We start from the raw sequence: 16,825 nt of genomic DNA, 5'->3' as shown, positions 1-16,825 counted from the left end.
CACCGCCCTCAGCGCAGGGCGTCCAGCAGGCGGTACCAGGCGATCCCCGCCCCCAGGTACAGGCGCTGCAAGCCATGCAGCGGAATCGGCCGGATCGGCGTCACCGGAAACGGAAATTCACTGCTCGCCCCCGACAGCCGCGCCGCCAGGTGCTTGCCCAGGGCCGTGGACAAGGCGATGCCACGGCCGTTGTAGCCGAGCAGAATCGACAACCCCGGCTGTGGCTCATGCAGCTGCGGCAGGAAACTCTGATTCAACGCCACCCGCCCGCTCCAGCGATACTCGATGGGCGTGCCCGCCAACTGCGGAAACAAGCCCAGCAACGAACGCTCCAGGTGACGCCAGTCGCCACTGTGAGTCGGTTCGGAAAACGGCCCGCGTCCCCCCAGCAACAAGCGTCCCTGGGCATCCTGTTTGAAATACAGCAGCAGGCGCCGGGCGTCTGAACAGACCTCGCCGTTCGGCAGGATGCTCTGGCGCAGCTCGGCCGACAGCGGGCGGGTGGCGATGATGAAACTGTTGGCGGCGATCACCGTCTGTCGCAGCCGTGGCCACAGGTCGTCGGTGTAGCCATTGGTCGCCAGCACCACGCGCTGGGCCTGGACCCGATGGCCCTGGGCGGTGCGCAGCTGCCACTGCCCGCCTTCGCGTTGCAAAGCCTCGACCCGAGTCTGCCCGTGAATCCGTACGCCCCGCTGCTGCGCCACCCTCGCCAGGCCGCGCGCATAGTTCAGCGGGTGCAGGCTGCCGGCGCGCGGATCGACCCAGCCGCCGAGGTAGTTCTGGCTGCCAATGCGCCGACCGACGGCGGCGCGATCGAGCAATTCCACCGCCACCCCACGCCGGCGCCACTGCTCAGCGCGCTGCTCGATGGCCTGCAGGGAGCTGGCGGAAAACGCCGGCTGAATCCAGCCCTTGCGCGTGGCATCGCAGGCGATGCGATGCTGCTCGATCAGGGCGAACACTTCATCGGCGGCCGAGCCGGCCGCCTCCAGCATGGCCTCGGCGCGGGCCGGGCCGAACCTGGCCAGCAGTTGATCCGGGTCGTACTTGAGCCCGGGAATCACCTGCCCGCCGTTGCGGCCGGAAGCGCCCCAACCCGGTTCCCCGGCGTCCAGCACACAGACGCTGACCCCGGCCTCGGCCAGGCGCAACGCGGTCACCAGCCCGGTATAACCGGCGCCGACTATGGCCACGTCGGCCCGCAGGTCTTCGACCAGCGCCGGGGTCTCGACCGCCGCAGTCGCCGTGGCGGCCCACAAGGAAGGCGGCAGGCGCAAGGTTTCGGCGGCCTTCATGCCTGCACCTCCGCGCCCTGGTTGAGCAGGCGCTTGAGGAAGTCCTGGGTGCGCGGATGGCGCGGCGTGCTCAGCACCTGCTTCGCCGGGCCGGCCTCGACGATCTTGCCGCTGTGGAGGAAGCACACTTTGTCCGCCACGTCCTGGGCAAAGCCCATTTCATGGGTGACGACGATCATGGTCATGCCTTCGTCGGCCAGCTTGCGCATCACCGCCAGCACCTCGCCCACCAGCTCCGGGTCCAGCGCCGAGGTCGGCTCGTCGAACAGGATCGCCTGCGGGTCCATGGCCAGGGCCCGGGCGATCGCCACCCGCTGCTGCTGGCCGCCGGACAGCTCGTCCGGATAGGCGTGCATGCGATGGGCCAGGCCGACCTTTTCCAGCAGCGCCTCGGCCCGCTCCCGGGCCTGCTGCGGGTTCTGCTTTTTCACGTAGATCGGCCCTTCGGTGACGTTCTGCAACGCAGTGCGATGGGGGAACAGGTTGAAGCGCTGGAACACCATGGCCACCTGGGTGCGCAACTGGTGAATGGTCTTGCCGTGGCGGTCGACCCGTTCGCCGCTGACCAGGATGTCGCCCTGCTCGTAGCTTTCCAGGCCGTTGATGCAGCGCAGCAGGGTTGACTTGCCGGACCCCGAGGGCCCGATCAGGCACACCACTTCACCGCTCTGCACGCTCAGGTCGATACCTTCGAGCACCGCCACGTTGCCAAAACTCTTGTGTACGCCCTTGATCTCGATCATGACTTTCTCCGGGTGCTGAAGCGCGCCTCCAGGCGACGCAGGGCAAAGGACAACGGCAGGCTCAGGGCCAGGTAGAGCAAGGCCACCAGGGTGTAGACGGTCATGTTCTCGAAGGTCGAGGAAGCGATGAGCTGACCGGCGCGGGTCATCTCGGCCACGGTGATGGTGGACACCAGCGAGGAGTCCTTGAGCATCATCACCAGGGTGTTGCCGTAGGGCGGCAAGGCGATGCGAAAGGCCTGGGGCAGGACCACCCGGCGCATGATCATGCCGCCGCGCATGCCAATGGATTCGGCCGCCTCGATCTGCCCCTGGTGAATGGCCTGGATGCCGGCGCGGAAGTTCTCCGCCTGGTATGCCGAGTAGGCGATGCCCAGGCCAATCACCCCGGCCTGCATGGCCGTGAGCTGGATGCCGAAATCCGGCAGCACGAAGTAGATGTAGAACAGTTGCACGATGATCGGCAGGCCGCGAATGACGTTGACCACGCCAATCGCGAACAGCGAGATCGAGCGCACCTTGGATACCATCATCAAGGCGAATACCAGGCCGATCAGCGAGCTGAGCACAAAGGAGCCGGCCGTGACCTGCAAGGTGACCACCGCCCCTTTCAGCAGAATGGGTAGGAAGTCCAGAGCGTTCTGGAGAAACATAGGAGGACCTGCGCAATCAGGAGTGAAGCGACCCCGCCGGGCAGCCGGGCCGCGGGGTGGTCAGTTGAGCTTCCACTTCTCGATGATCCGCTCCAGGGAACCGTCGGCCTTGATCGCCGCGATGCCGCGGTTGACCTCGTCCAGGGTCTGCGCATCGCCCTTGCGCACGATCAGGCAGACATCGCCCATCACCACCGGCTGGTAGCTTTTCACCAGCTGCACCTTGTTCTGGGTGCCCTGGGCCAGTTGGTAGGCGACGATCGGCCGGTCGGCGAAACCGGCCTTGATCCGCCCCAGCGCCAGGTCGCGCAGCAGGTCGGGGATCGAGTCGTAGCCGCGCACTTCCTTGAAGATCCCGCGCTTGTTCAACTCATCGATGAACACTGTGCCGACCTGGGCGCCAACCACCTGGTCCTTGAAATCTTCCATGCGGGTGTAGGCGGTGTTGTCGTCGGCACGCACGATCAGCCCCTCGCCGTAACTGAACACCGGGGTGGAGTACTGCACCACCTTCTCCCGCGCCGGGGTGCGCAGCATGGCGGCGGAGATGATGTCGATCTTGTTCGAGGTCAGCGAGGGGATCAGCGAGGCGAAGGTGGTCTGCTGGATGTCCACCTCGAAGCCGCCGGCCTGGCCCACCGCCCGGGCGGCGTCGATCATCATGCCTTCGATGCTCTGGCTCTTGACGTCGAGAAAGGTGAAGGGAATGCCGGTGGCGGTGGCGCCGACCTTGTACACCGGCGCGGCGCCGGCACTGGCGGAACCGACGAGGCCGGCGGTGAGTGCGCAGCACAATGCAAGGACACGAAAACGCTTTTGCATGGCGAATCTCCCATTGGACGATTTTATTGTTTGAAGTCCGTGATGGCTGGCCTCTGGAGGTGGCAGGAGGCATGGAACCGACTATAAACAATTTACAAAAATCGTAAAGAGATTTATAAATATCGAATATCGATATTTAAAACACAAAATGTCCAAAGGAACCGCCATGAGCGATACCCCCAATAGCCTGTTCAATCAGTCACTGGAAAAAGGCCTGGCGGTCCTGCGTGCCTTCAACGCCGCCCAACGGACCATGAACCTGGCGGAAATCGCCGAGGCCGCCGAGATCAACAAAAGCTCGGCGCAACGCATGATCCACACCCTGGAGCAGCTCGGTTACGTACGTAAGCACCCGCAGACCAAACGCTTCCAGCTGACCCCGCGAGTGATGGAGATCGGCTACAACTACCTGGCCGCCGACACCCTGGTGGACGTGGCCAACCCGTTCCTCGCCGAACTGGCGCAGGTCACCGGCGAAACCACCAACCTCACCGAGCCCGACGGCCTGGACATGGTCTATGTCGCGCGCTTCGTGGCGCCCAAGTTCATCCCGATCCACATGCCCATCGGCAGCCGCATTCCGATGTACTGCACCGGCTCCGGCCGCGCCTACCTCAGCGCCCTGCCCGACCAGGAAGCCCTGGCGATGCTCCAGGCCAGCGACCGCCAGGCCCATACCCGGCACACCCTGACCGGGATCGACGCGATCCATGGGGAAATCGTCGCCACCCGCCAGCGCGGTTACGCCCTGAACCAGGAAGAACTGTTTCTCGGCGACATGAGCATCGCCGCGCCGATTATCGGCAGCCAGGGCCTGCCGGTAGCCGCCGTACACGTGGTGATCCCCAGCAGCCGCTGGACCCTGGAAGAAGCCGAACGCAAGCTGGCGCCCTCGGTGATCGAGTGCGCGCGGGCGATTCGGACCTCGATTCGTACGCTCTGAGTGGCTACGACACTGTTGTAGACACCTGCGATCGCCGGTGCGGACTCCGGGATTTGGCCCGGCACTCGGCGTTGCAAGGTTCTACGACCGCTGCGCGGTCGATCGCAGCCTTCGGCAACGGCTACAGAGGCGCGCAAGGTGCGCGAGTAGGCTAAGATTCGCGGCCTAACGTCACTGCCCGGAATCATTGTTCATGTCCAGCCTTGCTCCTGCCAGCCCCGTCCGGGGCTGGTCGTTCTGGTGGAAACCCGCCCTGTTCGTCCTGGTGGCGTGTGTCGGCCTCTACTTCGTCAAGTGGTCGCCCTACTACGCCAAGGCCTTTATCGCCGCCGACAGCCACAGCATCGGTGCCTCGATCATCAACGATCAGCCCTCCTCGCCATTGAGCGCCGCCCTGGCCTACGCCCAGGTGTATTTCCTGGCGATCTGGAAAGCCGCGGTGCTGGCGGTGATCCTCGGCTCACTGCTGCAAGTGCTGATCCCGCGGGACTGGCTGCTGCGCCTGTTCGGTCGCGCCGGCTTCGGCTCGACCCTGCGCGGCGGACTGTTCGCCCTACCGGGCATGATGTGTTCCTGCTGCGCCGCGCCCGTGGCGGCGAGCATGCGTCGGCAGAATGTCTCGGTCGGCGCGGCGCTGGCCTTCTGGATCGCCAACCCGGTGCTCAACCCGGCGACCCTGGTGTTCATGGGTTTCGTCCTCGGCTGGGGCTTTACCGCGCTGCGGCTGGTGGCGGGCATCGTGCTGGTGCTGGGGGTGTCGCTGGTGGCCCAGCGCATCGCCCGTCCCGAGCAATTGCCGGAGGCGGCGGTGGAAGCTGTGGTCGAGGCCAGCTCAGGTAACGACGGCGCCTTCTTCAGCCGCTGGGCGCGCAGCCTGTGGCAGCTGTTCTGGAGCACCATTCCGATCTATGTGCTGGCGGTGCTGGTGCTGGGCGCGGCGCGGGTCTGGCTGTTCCCCCATGTCGAGGGCGCGATTGGCGACAGCCTGCTGTGGCTGGTGCCGCTGGCGATTGTCGGCACGTTGTTCGTGATTCCCACCGCCGCGGAAATCCCTATCGTGCAGACCATGATGACCCTGGGCATGGGCACCGGCCCGGCGGTGGCCTTGCTGATGACCCTGCCGAGCATCAGCCTGCCGTCGCTGCTGATGCTGCGCAAGGATTTCGACGCGCGGGTGCTGGTGACCGTCGCCGGGCTGACCATGCTGATCGGCGTGGTGTGCGGGTTGATTGGCGCGGCGCTGCTGTAAGCCAAGGTTCGATGGCGTCCGCCTGGACGTCATGGCGGGCAATCGAACGTCGCCCGGCGGCTCCTACAGAAACTCATGATCTTCTTCTGTAGGAGCGAGCGGGCGGCGATCCGACTTGCCCGCGATGGGGCCAAAGGCCCCGCCCTTCCATCGACTCAGCCGCGCTGACGGGCCCGTTCGCGCAAATACTCCAACACCGCCGCCTGCTCGCCGACGAACTCGATGCGCGCGCCCTTGCTTTCGCGCTGGAAGGCATACATCGGGTCGTAATATTCCTTGAGCAACCCTTCGATCCAGGCCCGGTGCAGGTCCACGCTGCCGCTGCGGGCCTGCTCGGCCAGGGCAGCCTCCAGCAGTTGGTACAGGCGCTGGTGACGCTCGCCACCGAGGCGCTTGCGGATGTTGTTCAGGCTTTCCAGCAGGCGCTCGGAAAACCGCGCGAAGCCATCCTCGCCATGCACCGCGACGAACTCCGCGCACAGGTCGATCACGTAGTCGCGCAGGATCCGCTCGATTCGCCCCTCCAGGCCATCCTCCAGCCAGACCATGGGAAAACGCTGCATGCCCTGGTACAGCGGCAACGGCAAGGCGCAGCTGCCGATCATGCGGTTCTCGTCTTCCAGCACGAACCCGGCGATGCCACGGTCGCGCTTTTTCAGGATGTCCACCGCCAGGCGGTTCTCGAAGTCGATGTTCGACGGCTGGCCGCTGGCGTGCTTGCCGAAACTGGAACCGCGATGGTTGGCGTGGCCTTCCAGGTCCAGGCCGTTGGCCAGTTGATTGAGCACCTCGGTCTTGCCGATGCCGGTCATGCCACCGAGCAGGACAAAATCACACTCGGCCACCGCGCCCTCGAGGGTGTCGAGCAGGAAGGTACGCATGGCCTTGTAGCCGCCACCGACCCGCGGGTAGTCGATGCCGGCCTCATCCTTGAGCCACTGCTGGACGATCTGCGAACGCAGGCCGCCGCGGAAGCAATACAGGTAGCCGTCGGGGTGGGCCCGGGCGAAGTCGGCCCAGGCCTGGATGCGTTCGGCCTTGATCGCCCCGGACACCAGTTGATGGCCGAGGACGATCGCCGCCTGCTGGCCCTGCTGCTTGTAGCAGGTACCGACCCGCTGCCGTTCGTGGTCAGTCATCAGCGGCAGGTTGACCACGCCGGGAAAGGCGCCCTTGGCGAACTCGATCGGCGCGCGGGTATCCATCATCGGCCGGTCGTTGAGGAAGATTTCGCGGTAGTCGGTGATATCGATGGGCATCAGATCACCTCGACCGCGTTGCTCTGTCGCTCCACCAGCTCACCGATCGGCGCCAGTTCCAGGCCGAGTTCGGCGGCCAGCGCGAGGAAGGCCGCATTGCCTTCTGGGGTGACGGCGATCAACAGCCCGCCGCTGGTCTGCGGGTCGCACAGCACCAGCTTGTGCAGGGCCTGGATACGCCCGAGCTTGTTGGCGTAGCTGTCGAAATTGCGCTGGGTGCCGCCCGGTATGCAGCCCTGGTCCAGGTAATACTCGACCCCTGGCAGGCGCGGCACGCGATCGTAGTGAATGCGCGCGGTCAGGTTGCTGCCGTCGGCCATTTCCACCAGGTGCCCGAGCAGGCCGAAACCGGTGACGTCGGTCATCGCGGTCACGCCGTCGAGCTTGCCGAAACGACTGCCGGGCTTGTTCAGGGTGCACATCCAGTCACGGGCCAGGCCGACGTCGGCGCTGCGCAGCTTGCCCTTCTTCTCGGCCGTGGTCAGCACGCCGATGCCCAGGGGTTTGGTCAGGTACAGCAGGCAACCGGCGGTGGCGGTGTCGTTGCGCTTCATGTGGCGTTTTTCCACCAGGCCGGTGACGGCCAGGCCGAAGATCGGTTCCGGCGCGTCGATCGAATGGCCGCCGGCCAGGGGAATGCCGGCCGCGTCGCACACCGCGCGCCCGCCGCGAATCACCTCGCGGGCGACTTCCGGGGCCAGCACATTCACCGGCCAGCCGAGGATGGCGATGGCCATCAACGGATCGCCGCCCATGGCGTAGATGTCGCTGATGGCATTGGTGGCGGCGATGCGCCCGAAGTCGAACGGGTCGTCGACGATCGGCATGAAGAAGTCGGTGGTCGAGACCACGCCGCGCTCTTCGTCGATGGCGTATACCGCCGCATCATCGCGCGAGGCGTTGCCGACCCAGAGTTTCGGGTCGAGGTTCTGCGCGCCGCTGCCGGCCAGAATCACCTCCAGGACCTGGGGAGAAATCTTGCAACCGCAACCCGCGCCGTGGCTGTACTGGGTCAGGCGAATCGGCTCGCTCATGAGGCACCTCTGAAAGTCGTGGAGCGGCGATTCTAGCAGAGCCTTCAGCGCTGAGCCCTCGGCGCTAATAGAGAACCTTCAGCGCTGAGCCCCGGCGCTAATAGAGAGCCCTGCGCGCTGATCGTGTCCTGAGCCATCGACCACCGGCGCCGCCTGCCTGCCCTCCAGTCGATCCAGCCCGCAAGCATAGCGGCAAAAAAAACCGCCCTTTCGGGCGGTTGCAAGAAACCTCGGCGGTGATCAGAAACCGAGGGTGAAACTGAGGGTCATCGCATGGTCGCGGTTGTCGTGGGACAGCTGGCCCGAGTAACCGATGCCCAGTTTGCCCGTGGGGCTGATCTGGTAGTCCAGGCCGGCCTCGACCAGGGCGCTGTCCTTGGCGATCGGTACGCCTTGGGTGGTGAACGAACCGCCCCCCTCGATAAAGGTCAGGTCGGCATCGGGCTTGGTATCGCCGTAGGCATGGCGCCAGCCCAGGGCGGCGCGCGGTGTGATCTGCGAACCGTTGCCCAGGGTGATGCGCTTGCCGGCCCGCAGGCCCACCGTGGAGAAGGTGATGTCCTGGCTCGACTTGGCGCTCAGGCGTCCGGCGCCGCCTTTTTCGCGGCCGGTATCGCTGTCGTAGTTGACATAGGCCAGGCCGACGAAGGGCTCCAGCGCCACACCCGCCGCTTCCAGGGCATAGCCGACCTCACCGAACACCTGGGCACTGCGCGCGTCGTAGTTGGCTTTCAGGCGATCGTTGTAGCTGCCGACGCTGACGTTGCGCTTGGTGCTGATCCGGTGCCAGCTGTAGGCCGCGCCGAGGCGGACCGCCAGGGCGTCATGCTGGGAGTTGAGGTAGGCCGCCAGGTGGGTGCTGTTGATCGTGGCATCGGACTGGCGCCGCTGCGCGTCGATATCGCTGTGGGTATAGCCGGCTGCAACGCCGCCGCGCCACTGGTCGCCGAGCTGGCGGTCGGTGCCGAGCATGAAGCCGGACAGGTTGCGGTCCAGGCCGGCGGTGTTGCTGTCGCCTTCCATGTCGCCCCAGGAACCGAGCACCCGCAACCAGCCGACCATCTCGTCCTGGTCCTGGCAGCCTTCGCGGCTCAGGCGGTTCTCCCCAGGCGCCAGGGTGCGCCGCAGCTCATCCTCCTCGGTACCGCAGCCGGGCTGGCGCATGCGGTCGTTGAGGGCATCGCGCACATGGCGCGAGTCCTCGAGCAGCGAGCTGGCGGTACTGGCGTGGATCTCGCCCGACAGGCTGTCGAACGCGGCACGGGCCGAGTCGCGATCCAGGTTGACGACCTGGTCGCTGAGCACATCGCCCGCCGAGCCTTCGGCGCCGGTGTAGCTCTCCAGAGCCCTGGCGACACCCCGCTGGTTGGGGGTGGCCGCCACTTCGGCGAAGGTGGTCTGGTTGCGGCTGACCGCCAGGCCGACCTGGTTGGGCCCATACACCAGCGAGGTGTCGAGGAAGGCCAGGGACGGCAGGCGGGTGCTGCTGAAGGTACCGTTGACCCCGCCACCGGCGGTGATCAGCGAGTAGGTGGTGTTGCCGGTGTAAGGCGCCAGCGAGCGCACTTGCAGACCGCCGCCGAGGGTGGCGGTCCCGCCCACGGCGAGCACGGTGCTGGTAGGCGACGTCACGGTCAGGTCCAGCACACCGTCGGCGGTGTTGCTGAAGTTGCCCGCCACGCTCAGGGTCCCGGCGGCGCCACCGGACTGGGTCAGGCCGTGGTTGTCCAGCGAACCGACACTGCCGTTGCCACTCAGGGCGGCGCCGTTGGCCACCGTGACCTGCCCGGCGAAAACGCTTGGCGTACTGCGGTCGCCGACCTGCAACTCGCCCTGCTCCACCGCGACTGCGCCGCTGAACGGCTGGTCGCCGGTGAGCAGCAACAGGCCGCTGCCCTGCTTGACCAGGCTGCCGGTGCCACTGAGCACGCCGTTGAAGCGTCCGTTGCTGTTCTGCACGAACAGCAGGTGCGCGTTGTTGAGGATGCGTCCTTGCAGGCTGGTGGTACTACCGGCCAGGGTGCCGCCACTGACGGTGGTGCCACCGGTGTAGGTATTGGCACCGGTCAGCAGCAAGGTGCCGGCGTCGAGCTTGTTGATCCCGCCACTGCCCACCAGCGGCGCATCGATCTGCGCCGTCACATCGGCGTTGACCCGCACCGCGGCCAGGGTGCCATCGGCGGCATTGGTCGGGCTCAGGCTACCGCCCTCCCCGGCGACCAGGTTGTAGCCGGCGTCGAGGAATTGCAAGCCGGTGAAGCCCTGGTTGCCGACCACGGTGATCGTGCCGCCCTGCCCGCCGAAGACCGCGAACTGATTGTTGGAACCCAGGCTCTGGGTGCCGTTCGGGTCGGTCCAGTTGGTGCCCGGGCCCCAGGTACCGCTGCCGCCGGTGATGCTGCCGTCGGCGGTGGTCTTGCCACCGTTCCAGAACTGCACTTCACCCGGTGTGCCCTGCACCAGCAGGTTGACCTGATTGGCCAGGGCGGTCTGCAACGTCAGGCTCTCAGGCAGCACGCCCGTTGGCAGCGTGCCGTAGAGCAGGCCGTTGTCGGTCAGGCTGCCGCCGTAGCGGAACAGCTGGTAGATACCGACGCCGAACCCGCCACCATTGGTGACATTGAGGGTGCCGTCGAGGGTCAGGTTGCCCGCCACATCGACCACTGTGGTCGAACTGCCGACTTGCCCCAGGGTGAAGTCCAGCGTCGTCCCGGAGGCCAGGCTCAAGGCGCCCACCGACAATGGCGTGGCGGCACCGCCGGCGCTCAGGGTGGCGCCACTGGCCAGTTGCAGCGTCCCGCCGATTTCCCCACTGCCGCCAATGGCCGCGCCGGAGGCGACATTCACCGTGGCGCTGTTCAAGGTGCCGTCGACCTGCAGCGAGCCGGCTTGCACGCTGGTGGTACCGGTGAAGCCGTTGCTGCCAGTCAGCAGCAATTCGCCGCTGCCGCTTTTGGTCAGGGTGCCGCTACCGGTGAGGTTGCCACTGTAGGTGCCGTCGCTGCTCTGGGCGAAGGTCAGCGCTGCGTTATTGAGGATCGCGCCTTTGAGGCTGGAGGTATCGCCGGTGGTGCTGCCGCCATTGAGGGTGGTGCCGCCGGTGTAGCTGTTGGCGCCACTGAGCAGCAAGGCACCACTGCCATTCTTGACCAGGCTGCCGCTGCCGCCGATGGCGCCGCCGAGGGTGATGTCCTGGGTGCCGGCCAGGGTCAGCTGGGCGCCCAGGTTGATGGCGTTGGCCAGCTGCAAGGCTGTGCTGCTGTCGAGCTGGGCATTGCCGCCGACGCTCAAGGCGCCGCTGCCAATGGCTGCGTTGTTGCCCAAGGTCAGTTCGCCGCCATTGAGCTGGGTACCGCCCTGATAACTATTGCTGCCGTCGAGGGTCAGGTTCGCCGCGCCGTTCTTGATCAGGCTGCCGCTGCCGCTGACCACGCCAGCCAGGGTCAGGTCGTTGGAGCCGGCCACATTCAACCCACCGTTCAGCACTACCGCGTTGCCCAGGCTGACCGCGCCGTTGCTGTCCAGGGTGGTGCCGTTGGCCGCGGTCAGCACACCGCTGCCCAGGGCGCTGTCGCTGCCCACCACCAGGGTGCCGCCATTGAGCGCGGTGCCGCCGGTATAGCCATTGCTGCCATTGAGCACCAGGGTGCCGCTGTCGAGCTTGGCCAGGGTGCCGACGCCGTTGATGTCCACACCGATGGTGGCGGTGACGTTCGGGTCGACCCGAATCGCCGTATTGCCGGTGGCGCCATTCACCGCGTTCAACGCGCCGAAGGTGCCATTGATCAGGTTGTAGCCGTCGGTGACGAACTGCATGCCGGTGATGCTTTGCGTGCCGTTGAGCGTGACGTTGCCTGCCGCGCCCTGGAACACCGCGAAGCTGTTGCCCCAGGCCTGATTGAGGGTGCCATCGACATTGGTCCAGTTGCTGGTGCCGCTGGCCCAGGTGCCGCTGCCGCCTTCGATGACGCCGTTGCCGGTCAGCTGGCCGCCGTCCCAGAACAGCACGAGGGTGTTGGGCGCGGTCACCAGCAGGTTGACCTGGCTGCCCACCGCGGTCTGCACCTGCAGGTCGCCCGGCACCACGCTGCTCGGCACGCTGCCGACCACCAGGCCGTTGTCGGTCAGGCTGCCGGTGTAGTCGATCAGGCGATACACGCCGCTGCCGAAGCCGCCGATATCGCTGACGTTAAGCGTGCCGTCAAGGGTCAGATTGCCGCCGACGTTGAGCAGCGAAGTCCCGCCCCCCACCACTGGCGTGCCCAGGCCGACATCCAGGTTGGCGTTCGGCGCCAGTACCAGCGAACCCAGCGTCAGGCTGTTGCCGCTGCTGAGGCTCAGATGGCCGCCGTCGGCCACCGTCACTGCGCCGCTCAGGCTGCCGGTGCCAGTCAGGGTGCCACTGTTGTTGACCACCACATTGGTACTGGCCAGGGAACCGCTGACGTTCAGGGTGCCGGCATTGACGCTGGTGTCGCCGGTCAGGGCGTTGCTGCCACCCAGGGTCAGGGTGCCGCTGCCAAGTTTGCTCAACAGGCCGCTGCCACTCAGGCTGCCCTCGAAGGTGCTGCTGGAACTGACGCCGCCGACGCTCAGGGTGGTGCCCGCGCCGATCTGCACCCCGCCGCTGCCGGTCAGGCTCGCCAGGCTGCTGTCGGCCCCCAGGTTGAGGCTGGCCCCGGCGCTGACGTTGGCTCCCGAGGTGTTGCCCAGGGCGCCGGTGCTCAGGGTGCTGACGCTACCGGCGTTGATGTTCAGGGCGCCGGTAAAGCTGTTGTTGCCCGACAGGGCGAGGTCGCCCAGGCCGTTCTTGATCAGGGCTGCGCCGCCGCTGAGCACGCCGCCCAGGGTCAGGTTGTTGTTGCCGGCGATGCTCAGGTCGGCGTTGAGCACGATGTCGTTGCCCAGGGTAAAGGCTGCGCTGTTGTCCAGGGTGGCCGCGCCCCCCACGGTCAGGTCTCCGCTGCCCAATGCCGCGGCATTGCCCAGGCTCAGGGTGCCGGCATTCAGGCTGGTGCCGCCGGCGAAGAGGTTGACCCCGTTGAGCTGCAGCTCGCCCGTGCCATTCTTGATCAACGCACCGGTGCCGCTGACCACGCCGTCCAGGGTCAGGCCGTTGCTGCCGCCGAGGGTCAGGTTGGCATTCAGCGCCACACCGTTGTTCAAGGTCACCGAGGCATTGCTGTCCAGGGTCGCCGCACCGCCGACGGTCAAGCCGCCGAGGCCCAGCGCCGCGTCGGCGCCGACCGTCAGGGTGCCGGCATTCAACGTGGTGCCGCCGAGGAAGCCATTGCTGCCATTGAGCACCAGGTTGGCGCTACCGTCCTTGACCAGGCTGCCGGCGCCGCTGACTGTGCCGGACAGCGTCAGGTCGGCGCTGCCAGCGATGTTCAGGGCACCGGCCAGGTTCACCTGGTTGCCCAGGGTGACGGCGGTATTGGCATCCAGCGTGGTGCCCGCGGCTGCGTTCAGCGCACCGTCGCCAAGGGCGCCGTTGGCCCCGACGATCAGCGTGCCGGTATTGAGCGCGGTGTCGCCCAGATAACCGTTGGCGCCATTGAGGGCCAGGTCGGCCGCACCGTTCTTGATCAGCCCGCCGACGCCGTTGACCACCCCGCCCAGGGTCAGGTCCTGAGTGCCGCCGAGGGTCAGGTTTCCGCCCAGGTTGATGGCGTTGCCGAGGTTGACCGCGACACTGGCATCGAGGGTGGTGCCGGCGGCGGCATTCAGCGCTCCGGTGCCCAGGGCGGTATTGGAACCGACGATCAGCGAGCCGGCATTCAGCGCGGTAGTGCCCTGGTAGCTGTTGTTGCCGCTCAGGGTCAGGCTCGAGGTGCCGTTCTTGATCAAGCCGCTGGTACCGTCGATGACCCCGCCCAGCACCAGGGGGTTGCTGGCGTCCAGCGTCAGGTTGGCGTTGAGGTGCACACCGTTGTTCAGGGTCAGTGCGCCGCTGCCGCTCAAGGTCCCGGCGCCGGCTACGGTCAGGGCACCGCTGCCCAGCGCCGTGCCACTGCCCAGGATCAGCCCACCGGCATTGAGGGTGGTGCCCCCCTGGAAGGTGTTGGCACCGTTGAGCGTGAGGTCGGCCGCACCGTTCTTGATCAGCCCGCTGGTGCCGCTGACCAGACCGTCCAGGGTCAGGGCATTGCTGCCGGCCAGGGTCAGGTCGGCATTGAGCGTGACATCGTTGGTCAGGCTGATGCCGGCCGCATTGTCCAGGGTCGCCGCGCCGCCCACGGTCAGGGCGCCACTGCCCAGCGCACCGGCGTTGCCCAGGGTCAGGGTGCCGCCATTGAGGGTGGTGCCGGCGAGGAAGGTGTTGGCACCGTTGAGGATCAGGTTGGCCGTGCCGTTCTTGGTCAGGCCGCCGCTGCCGCCGACCACGCCGCCCAGGGTCAGGTCGGCGCTGCCGCCGAGGTTCAGATTGCCGACCAGGTTCAGGGTGTTGCCCAGGGTCACCGCGGTATTGGCATCCAGGGTGGTGCCGGCGGCGGTGTTCAGGGCGCCGAGGCCCAGCGCGGTGTTCGAACCGAGAATCAGCGAGCCGCTGTTGAGGGCGGTATCGCCCAGGTAGCCGTTGACACCGTTCAGGGTCAGGGCTGCGGCCCCGTCCTTGATCAGCCCTCCAGCGCCGTTGATCACACCGCCCAGGGTCAGGGCATTGCTGCCGAGGGTGGTCAGGTTGGCATTCAGGGTCACGGCGTTGCTCAGGTTCACCCCGGCGCTGCTGTCCAGGCTGGCGCTGCCACTCACGGTCAACCCGCCGCTGCCCAGGGCATTGTCGTTGCTCACGCTGAGGGTACCGGCGCTCAGGGTGGTGGTGCCGGAATAACCGCTGTTGATGCCGTTGAGGGCCAGGCTGCCAGTGCCGCTCTTGGTGAGCCCGCCGCTGCCGCTGATCAGCCCCGCCAGGGTCAGGCTGCCGGCGCCGGTGGCGATCATGCTGTTGTTGAGGGTGACCAGGTTGTTCAGGGTGATGGTGCCGGGCGTCGACAGCGTGGCCGCGCCATCGATGCTCAGCGTGCCGCTGCCGAAGGCCAGGTTGTTGCCCAGCTGCACGGAGCCTGCGCTGATGCTGGTGTTGCCGCTGTAGGTGTTGGCCCCGTCGAGGCTCAACTGGCCAGCGCCGCTCTTGGTCAGGCCGCCAGTGCCGGAAATCACCCCGGCCAGGCTCAGGTCGTTGCCGCCCTGCACGGTCAGGCCGCCGGCGCCCAGGGTCACCAGGTTGCTCAGGGTCAGGCCGCCGGTACTGGCCTGCAGGATCCCGCCATTGCTGGTCAGCACACCGCTGCCGAAGGTGCCGCTGTTATCGAACTGGGCGATGCCGCCGTTGAGGGTGGTGCTACCGCTGACCAGGGCTCCCTGCAGGGTCCAGGTCCCGCTGTTGAGCATGAGGTTGTTGAAGTTGATGTAGTTGTCGCTCGACAGCGTGCCGCTGCCGCTGGTGCCGCCGCCAGGACCGATGGTGTTCTGCAGGATCAGGGTGTTGGTACCGCCCGCGCCGCCGTCGACCTTGCCGGTGGGGGCGAATGTCAGGTCGATCCCCGGCAGGCCACCGAGGCCGAGGCTGATGTTGATCCCATCACCGACGCTGACGCTGGAACCGGTGACCGCGGTGAAGGTGTTGGTGCTGTTCACCCCCATCGACACCCCGCCCTGGATGGTGCCGGTGTTGAGGAAGGTGTTGCCGCCGCTGGAACTCTCGAAGGCGACCCGGCCTTGCAGCGTGCCGTTGTTGGTCATGTTCACCTGGGAGCCGCCGTAAACCGCCACCACTGGCGTGTCCGCCAGGGTCACGCTGAGCAGCGACAGGCCGGTCGAGGTGATGGTGCCGTCGTTGACGATGGTGGTAGTGCCGCCAGCACCGTTGTTGATGTTCAGCGCGGCGCCATCCAGGCTGCTCAGGTTCAGGCCGAGCAATTGCCCGGTACCGCGCATGATCCCGGTGACGGCGTTGGTGACGTTGACCACGCCCGCAGCGCCGTTGCCGATGAAGGCCCCGCCGCTCAATACCGAGACCAGGCCCAGCAGCGCCGGGTCGATGGTCCCGGCGTTGTTCAGGGTGATGGTGCTGCCGGTCAGGTCCAGCACCCTGCCGCCCAGGGTCGCGTTCATTTGCGCGCCGCTGTTGACGTTGACCGTCAGGCCATCGGTGGCGCTGGAAAAGTTGTTGAGGAACAGCGGCAGGCCCGGCACTCCGGTACAGGTCACTACGCTGCCGACGGTGGAACAGGTGGCCATGGCCGAAGGACTGACCAGGCTGAGCAGCAACCCGGTAAGCCCCAGGCGAACTGCCAAAGAGAGGGGGGAAAGATGATTGACGGCGTCCCTGACCTGAACTTTGTCCACGCTCAACTCCTTGCTAAGGGGCCAAGCCGTTCATCCATGAATGCGTGTACTGCTCGCTCAGCAACGTCCTGAGTCGATACGCACTGACTTCGAATGCCTGACCGTGGCGAAAATTGCTACGTGTCAGAAACGTAGACGAGCTTTGCGAGGGCAGAGACGAAACCGCGGGATTAAATAGCATTAATACTATGGTAAGAATTGACCGATAAAACTTCGGAAAAATTTACTAATTCGTTATTTATCAAATATTTAAAAAACAGCTTTTTTGTCAAATCAGATACGTTCCCTCGCAACTGCCCCGCCTTCTGCCCACCCTCCTTACCATCCAGCGATTTCAGAAGTATCTGAATTAATTTTCCGGATATTTCCTAACAAGACAGTCAGTTTCGGCGCCGACTCTTCATTGTTTCAAATACCTGATCGACGTTGGTACAGCATATGCAAACGTTTGCGCGAACCCGTTAAACCGATA

The 16,825-nt window shown here is 66.0% G+C and carries 9 protein-coding genes; 2 read left to right on the top strand and 7 right to left on the bottom strand.

Features of this window, described 5'->3' with window-relative positions; all coding sequences use genetic code 11:
• Positions 1-8: 8 nt before the first annotated feature.
• Genes H0I86_RS11340 through H0I86_RS11325 form a run of 4 tightly spaced genes read right to left on the bottom strand, consistent with a single transcriptional unit; the run spans position 9 to position 3,516 of the window.
• Positions 9-1,298, bottom strand: a complete 1,290-nt coding sequence (locus tag H0I86_RS11340) for an NAD(P)/FAD-dependent oxidoreductase (RefSeq protein WP_180925064.1) — start codon at positions 1,296-1,298, stop codon at positions 9-11.
• Positions 1,295-2,041: an amino acid ABC transporter ATP-binding protein gene (locus H0I86_RS11335; RefSeq protein ID WP_180925063.1), complete on the bottom strand. Its 747-nt coding sequence runs from the start codon at positions 2,039-2,041 to the stop codon at positions 1,295-1,297. The genes H0I86_RS11340 and H0I86_RS11335 overlap by 4 nt, the downstream gene beginning before the upstream one ends.
• Positions 2,038-2,694 (bottom strand): amino acid ABC transporter permease, encoded by a 657-nt coding sequence (locus tag H0I86_RS11330; RefSeq protein ID WP_009043142.1) that lies wholly within the window; start codon positions 2,692-2,694, stop codon positions 2,038-2,040. Before H0I86_RS11330 ends, H0I86_RS11335 begins: the two co-directional genes overlap by 4 nt.
• A gap of 60 nt (positions 2,695-2,754) precedes the next feature.
• Entirely contained in the window at positions 2,755-3,516 is a 762-nt protein-coding gene (locus tag H0I86_RS11325; RefSeq protein ID WP_180925062.1) for an ABC transporter substrate-binding protein, read from the bottom strand.
• 166 nt (positions 3,517-3,682) lie between these two features.
• Here H0I86_RS11325 and H0I86_RS11320 point away from each other — a divergent pair, with 166 nt between their 5' ends.
• Together H0I86_RS11320 and H0I86_RS11315 are read left to right on the top strand one after the other, a co-directional pair.
• A complete protein-coding gene (locus H0I86_RS11320; RefSeq protein ID WP_009043140.1) occupies positions 3,683-4,459 on the top strand; it encodes an IclR family transcriptional regulator in 777 nt (258 codons plus the stop codon).
• 193 nt (positions 4,460-4,652) lie between these two features.
• Positions 4,653-5,708 carry a permease gene (locus tag H0I86_RS11315; protein WP_180925061.1) on the top strand — a complete coding sequence of 352 codons (1,056 nt, stop codon included), beginning with the start codon at positions 4,653-4,655 and terminating at the stop codon, positions 5,706-5,708.
• 155 nt (positions 5,709-5,863) lie between these two features.
• Here H0I86_RS11315 and mnmH read toward each other — a convergent pair whose 3' ends face one another.
• The 3 genes from mnmH to H0I86_RS11300 all read right to left on the bottom strand — a co-directional run bounded on the left by mnmH (position 5,864) and on the right by H0I86_RS11300 (position 16,353).
• Complete coding sequence (gene mnmH, locus H0I86_RS11310; RefSeq protein ID WP_180925060.1) at positions 5,864-6,967, bottom strand: tRNA 2-selenouridine(34) synthase MnmH; 1,104 nt, start codon at positions 6,965-6,967, stop codon at positions 5,864-5,866.
• Positions 6,967-8,001, bottom strand: a complete 1,035-nt coding sequence (gene selD / locus H0I86_RS11305; protein ID WP_038580280.1) for a selenide, water dikinase SelD — start codon at positions 7,999-8,001, stop codon at positions 6,967-6,969. The genes mnmH and selD overlap by 1 nt, the downstream gene beginning before the upstream one ends.
• A gap of 240 nt (positions 8,002-8,241) precedes the next feature.
• Entirely contained in the window at positions 8,242-16,353 is an 8,112-nt protein-coding gene (locus H0I86_RS11300) for an autotransporter domain-containing protein (RefSeq protein WP_180925059.1), read from the bottom strand.
• Positions 16,354-16,825: the final 472 nt, after the last annotated feature.

This window comes from Pseudomonas chlororaphis subsp. aurantiaca (assembly GCF_013466605.1).
Taxonomy (GTDB): Bacteria; Pseudomonadota; Gammaproteobacteria; order Pseudomonadales; family Pseudomonadaceae; genus Aquipseudomonas; species Aquipseudomonas chlororaphis_I.
This window is presented reverse-complemented; position numbering and strand designations above follow the sequence as displayed.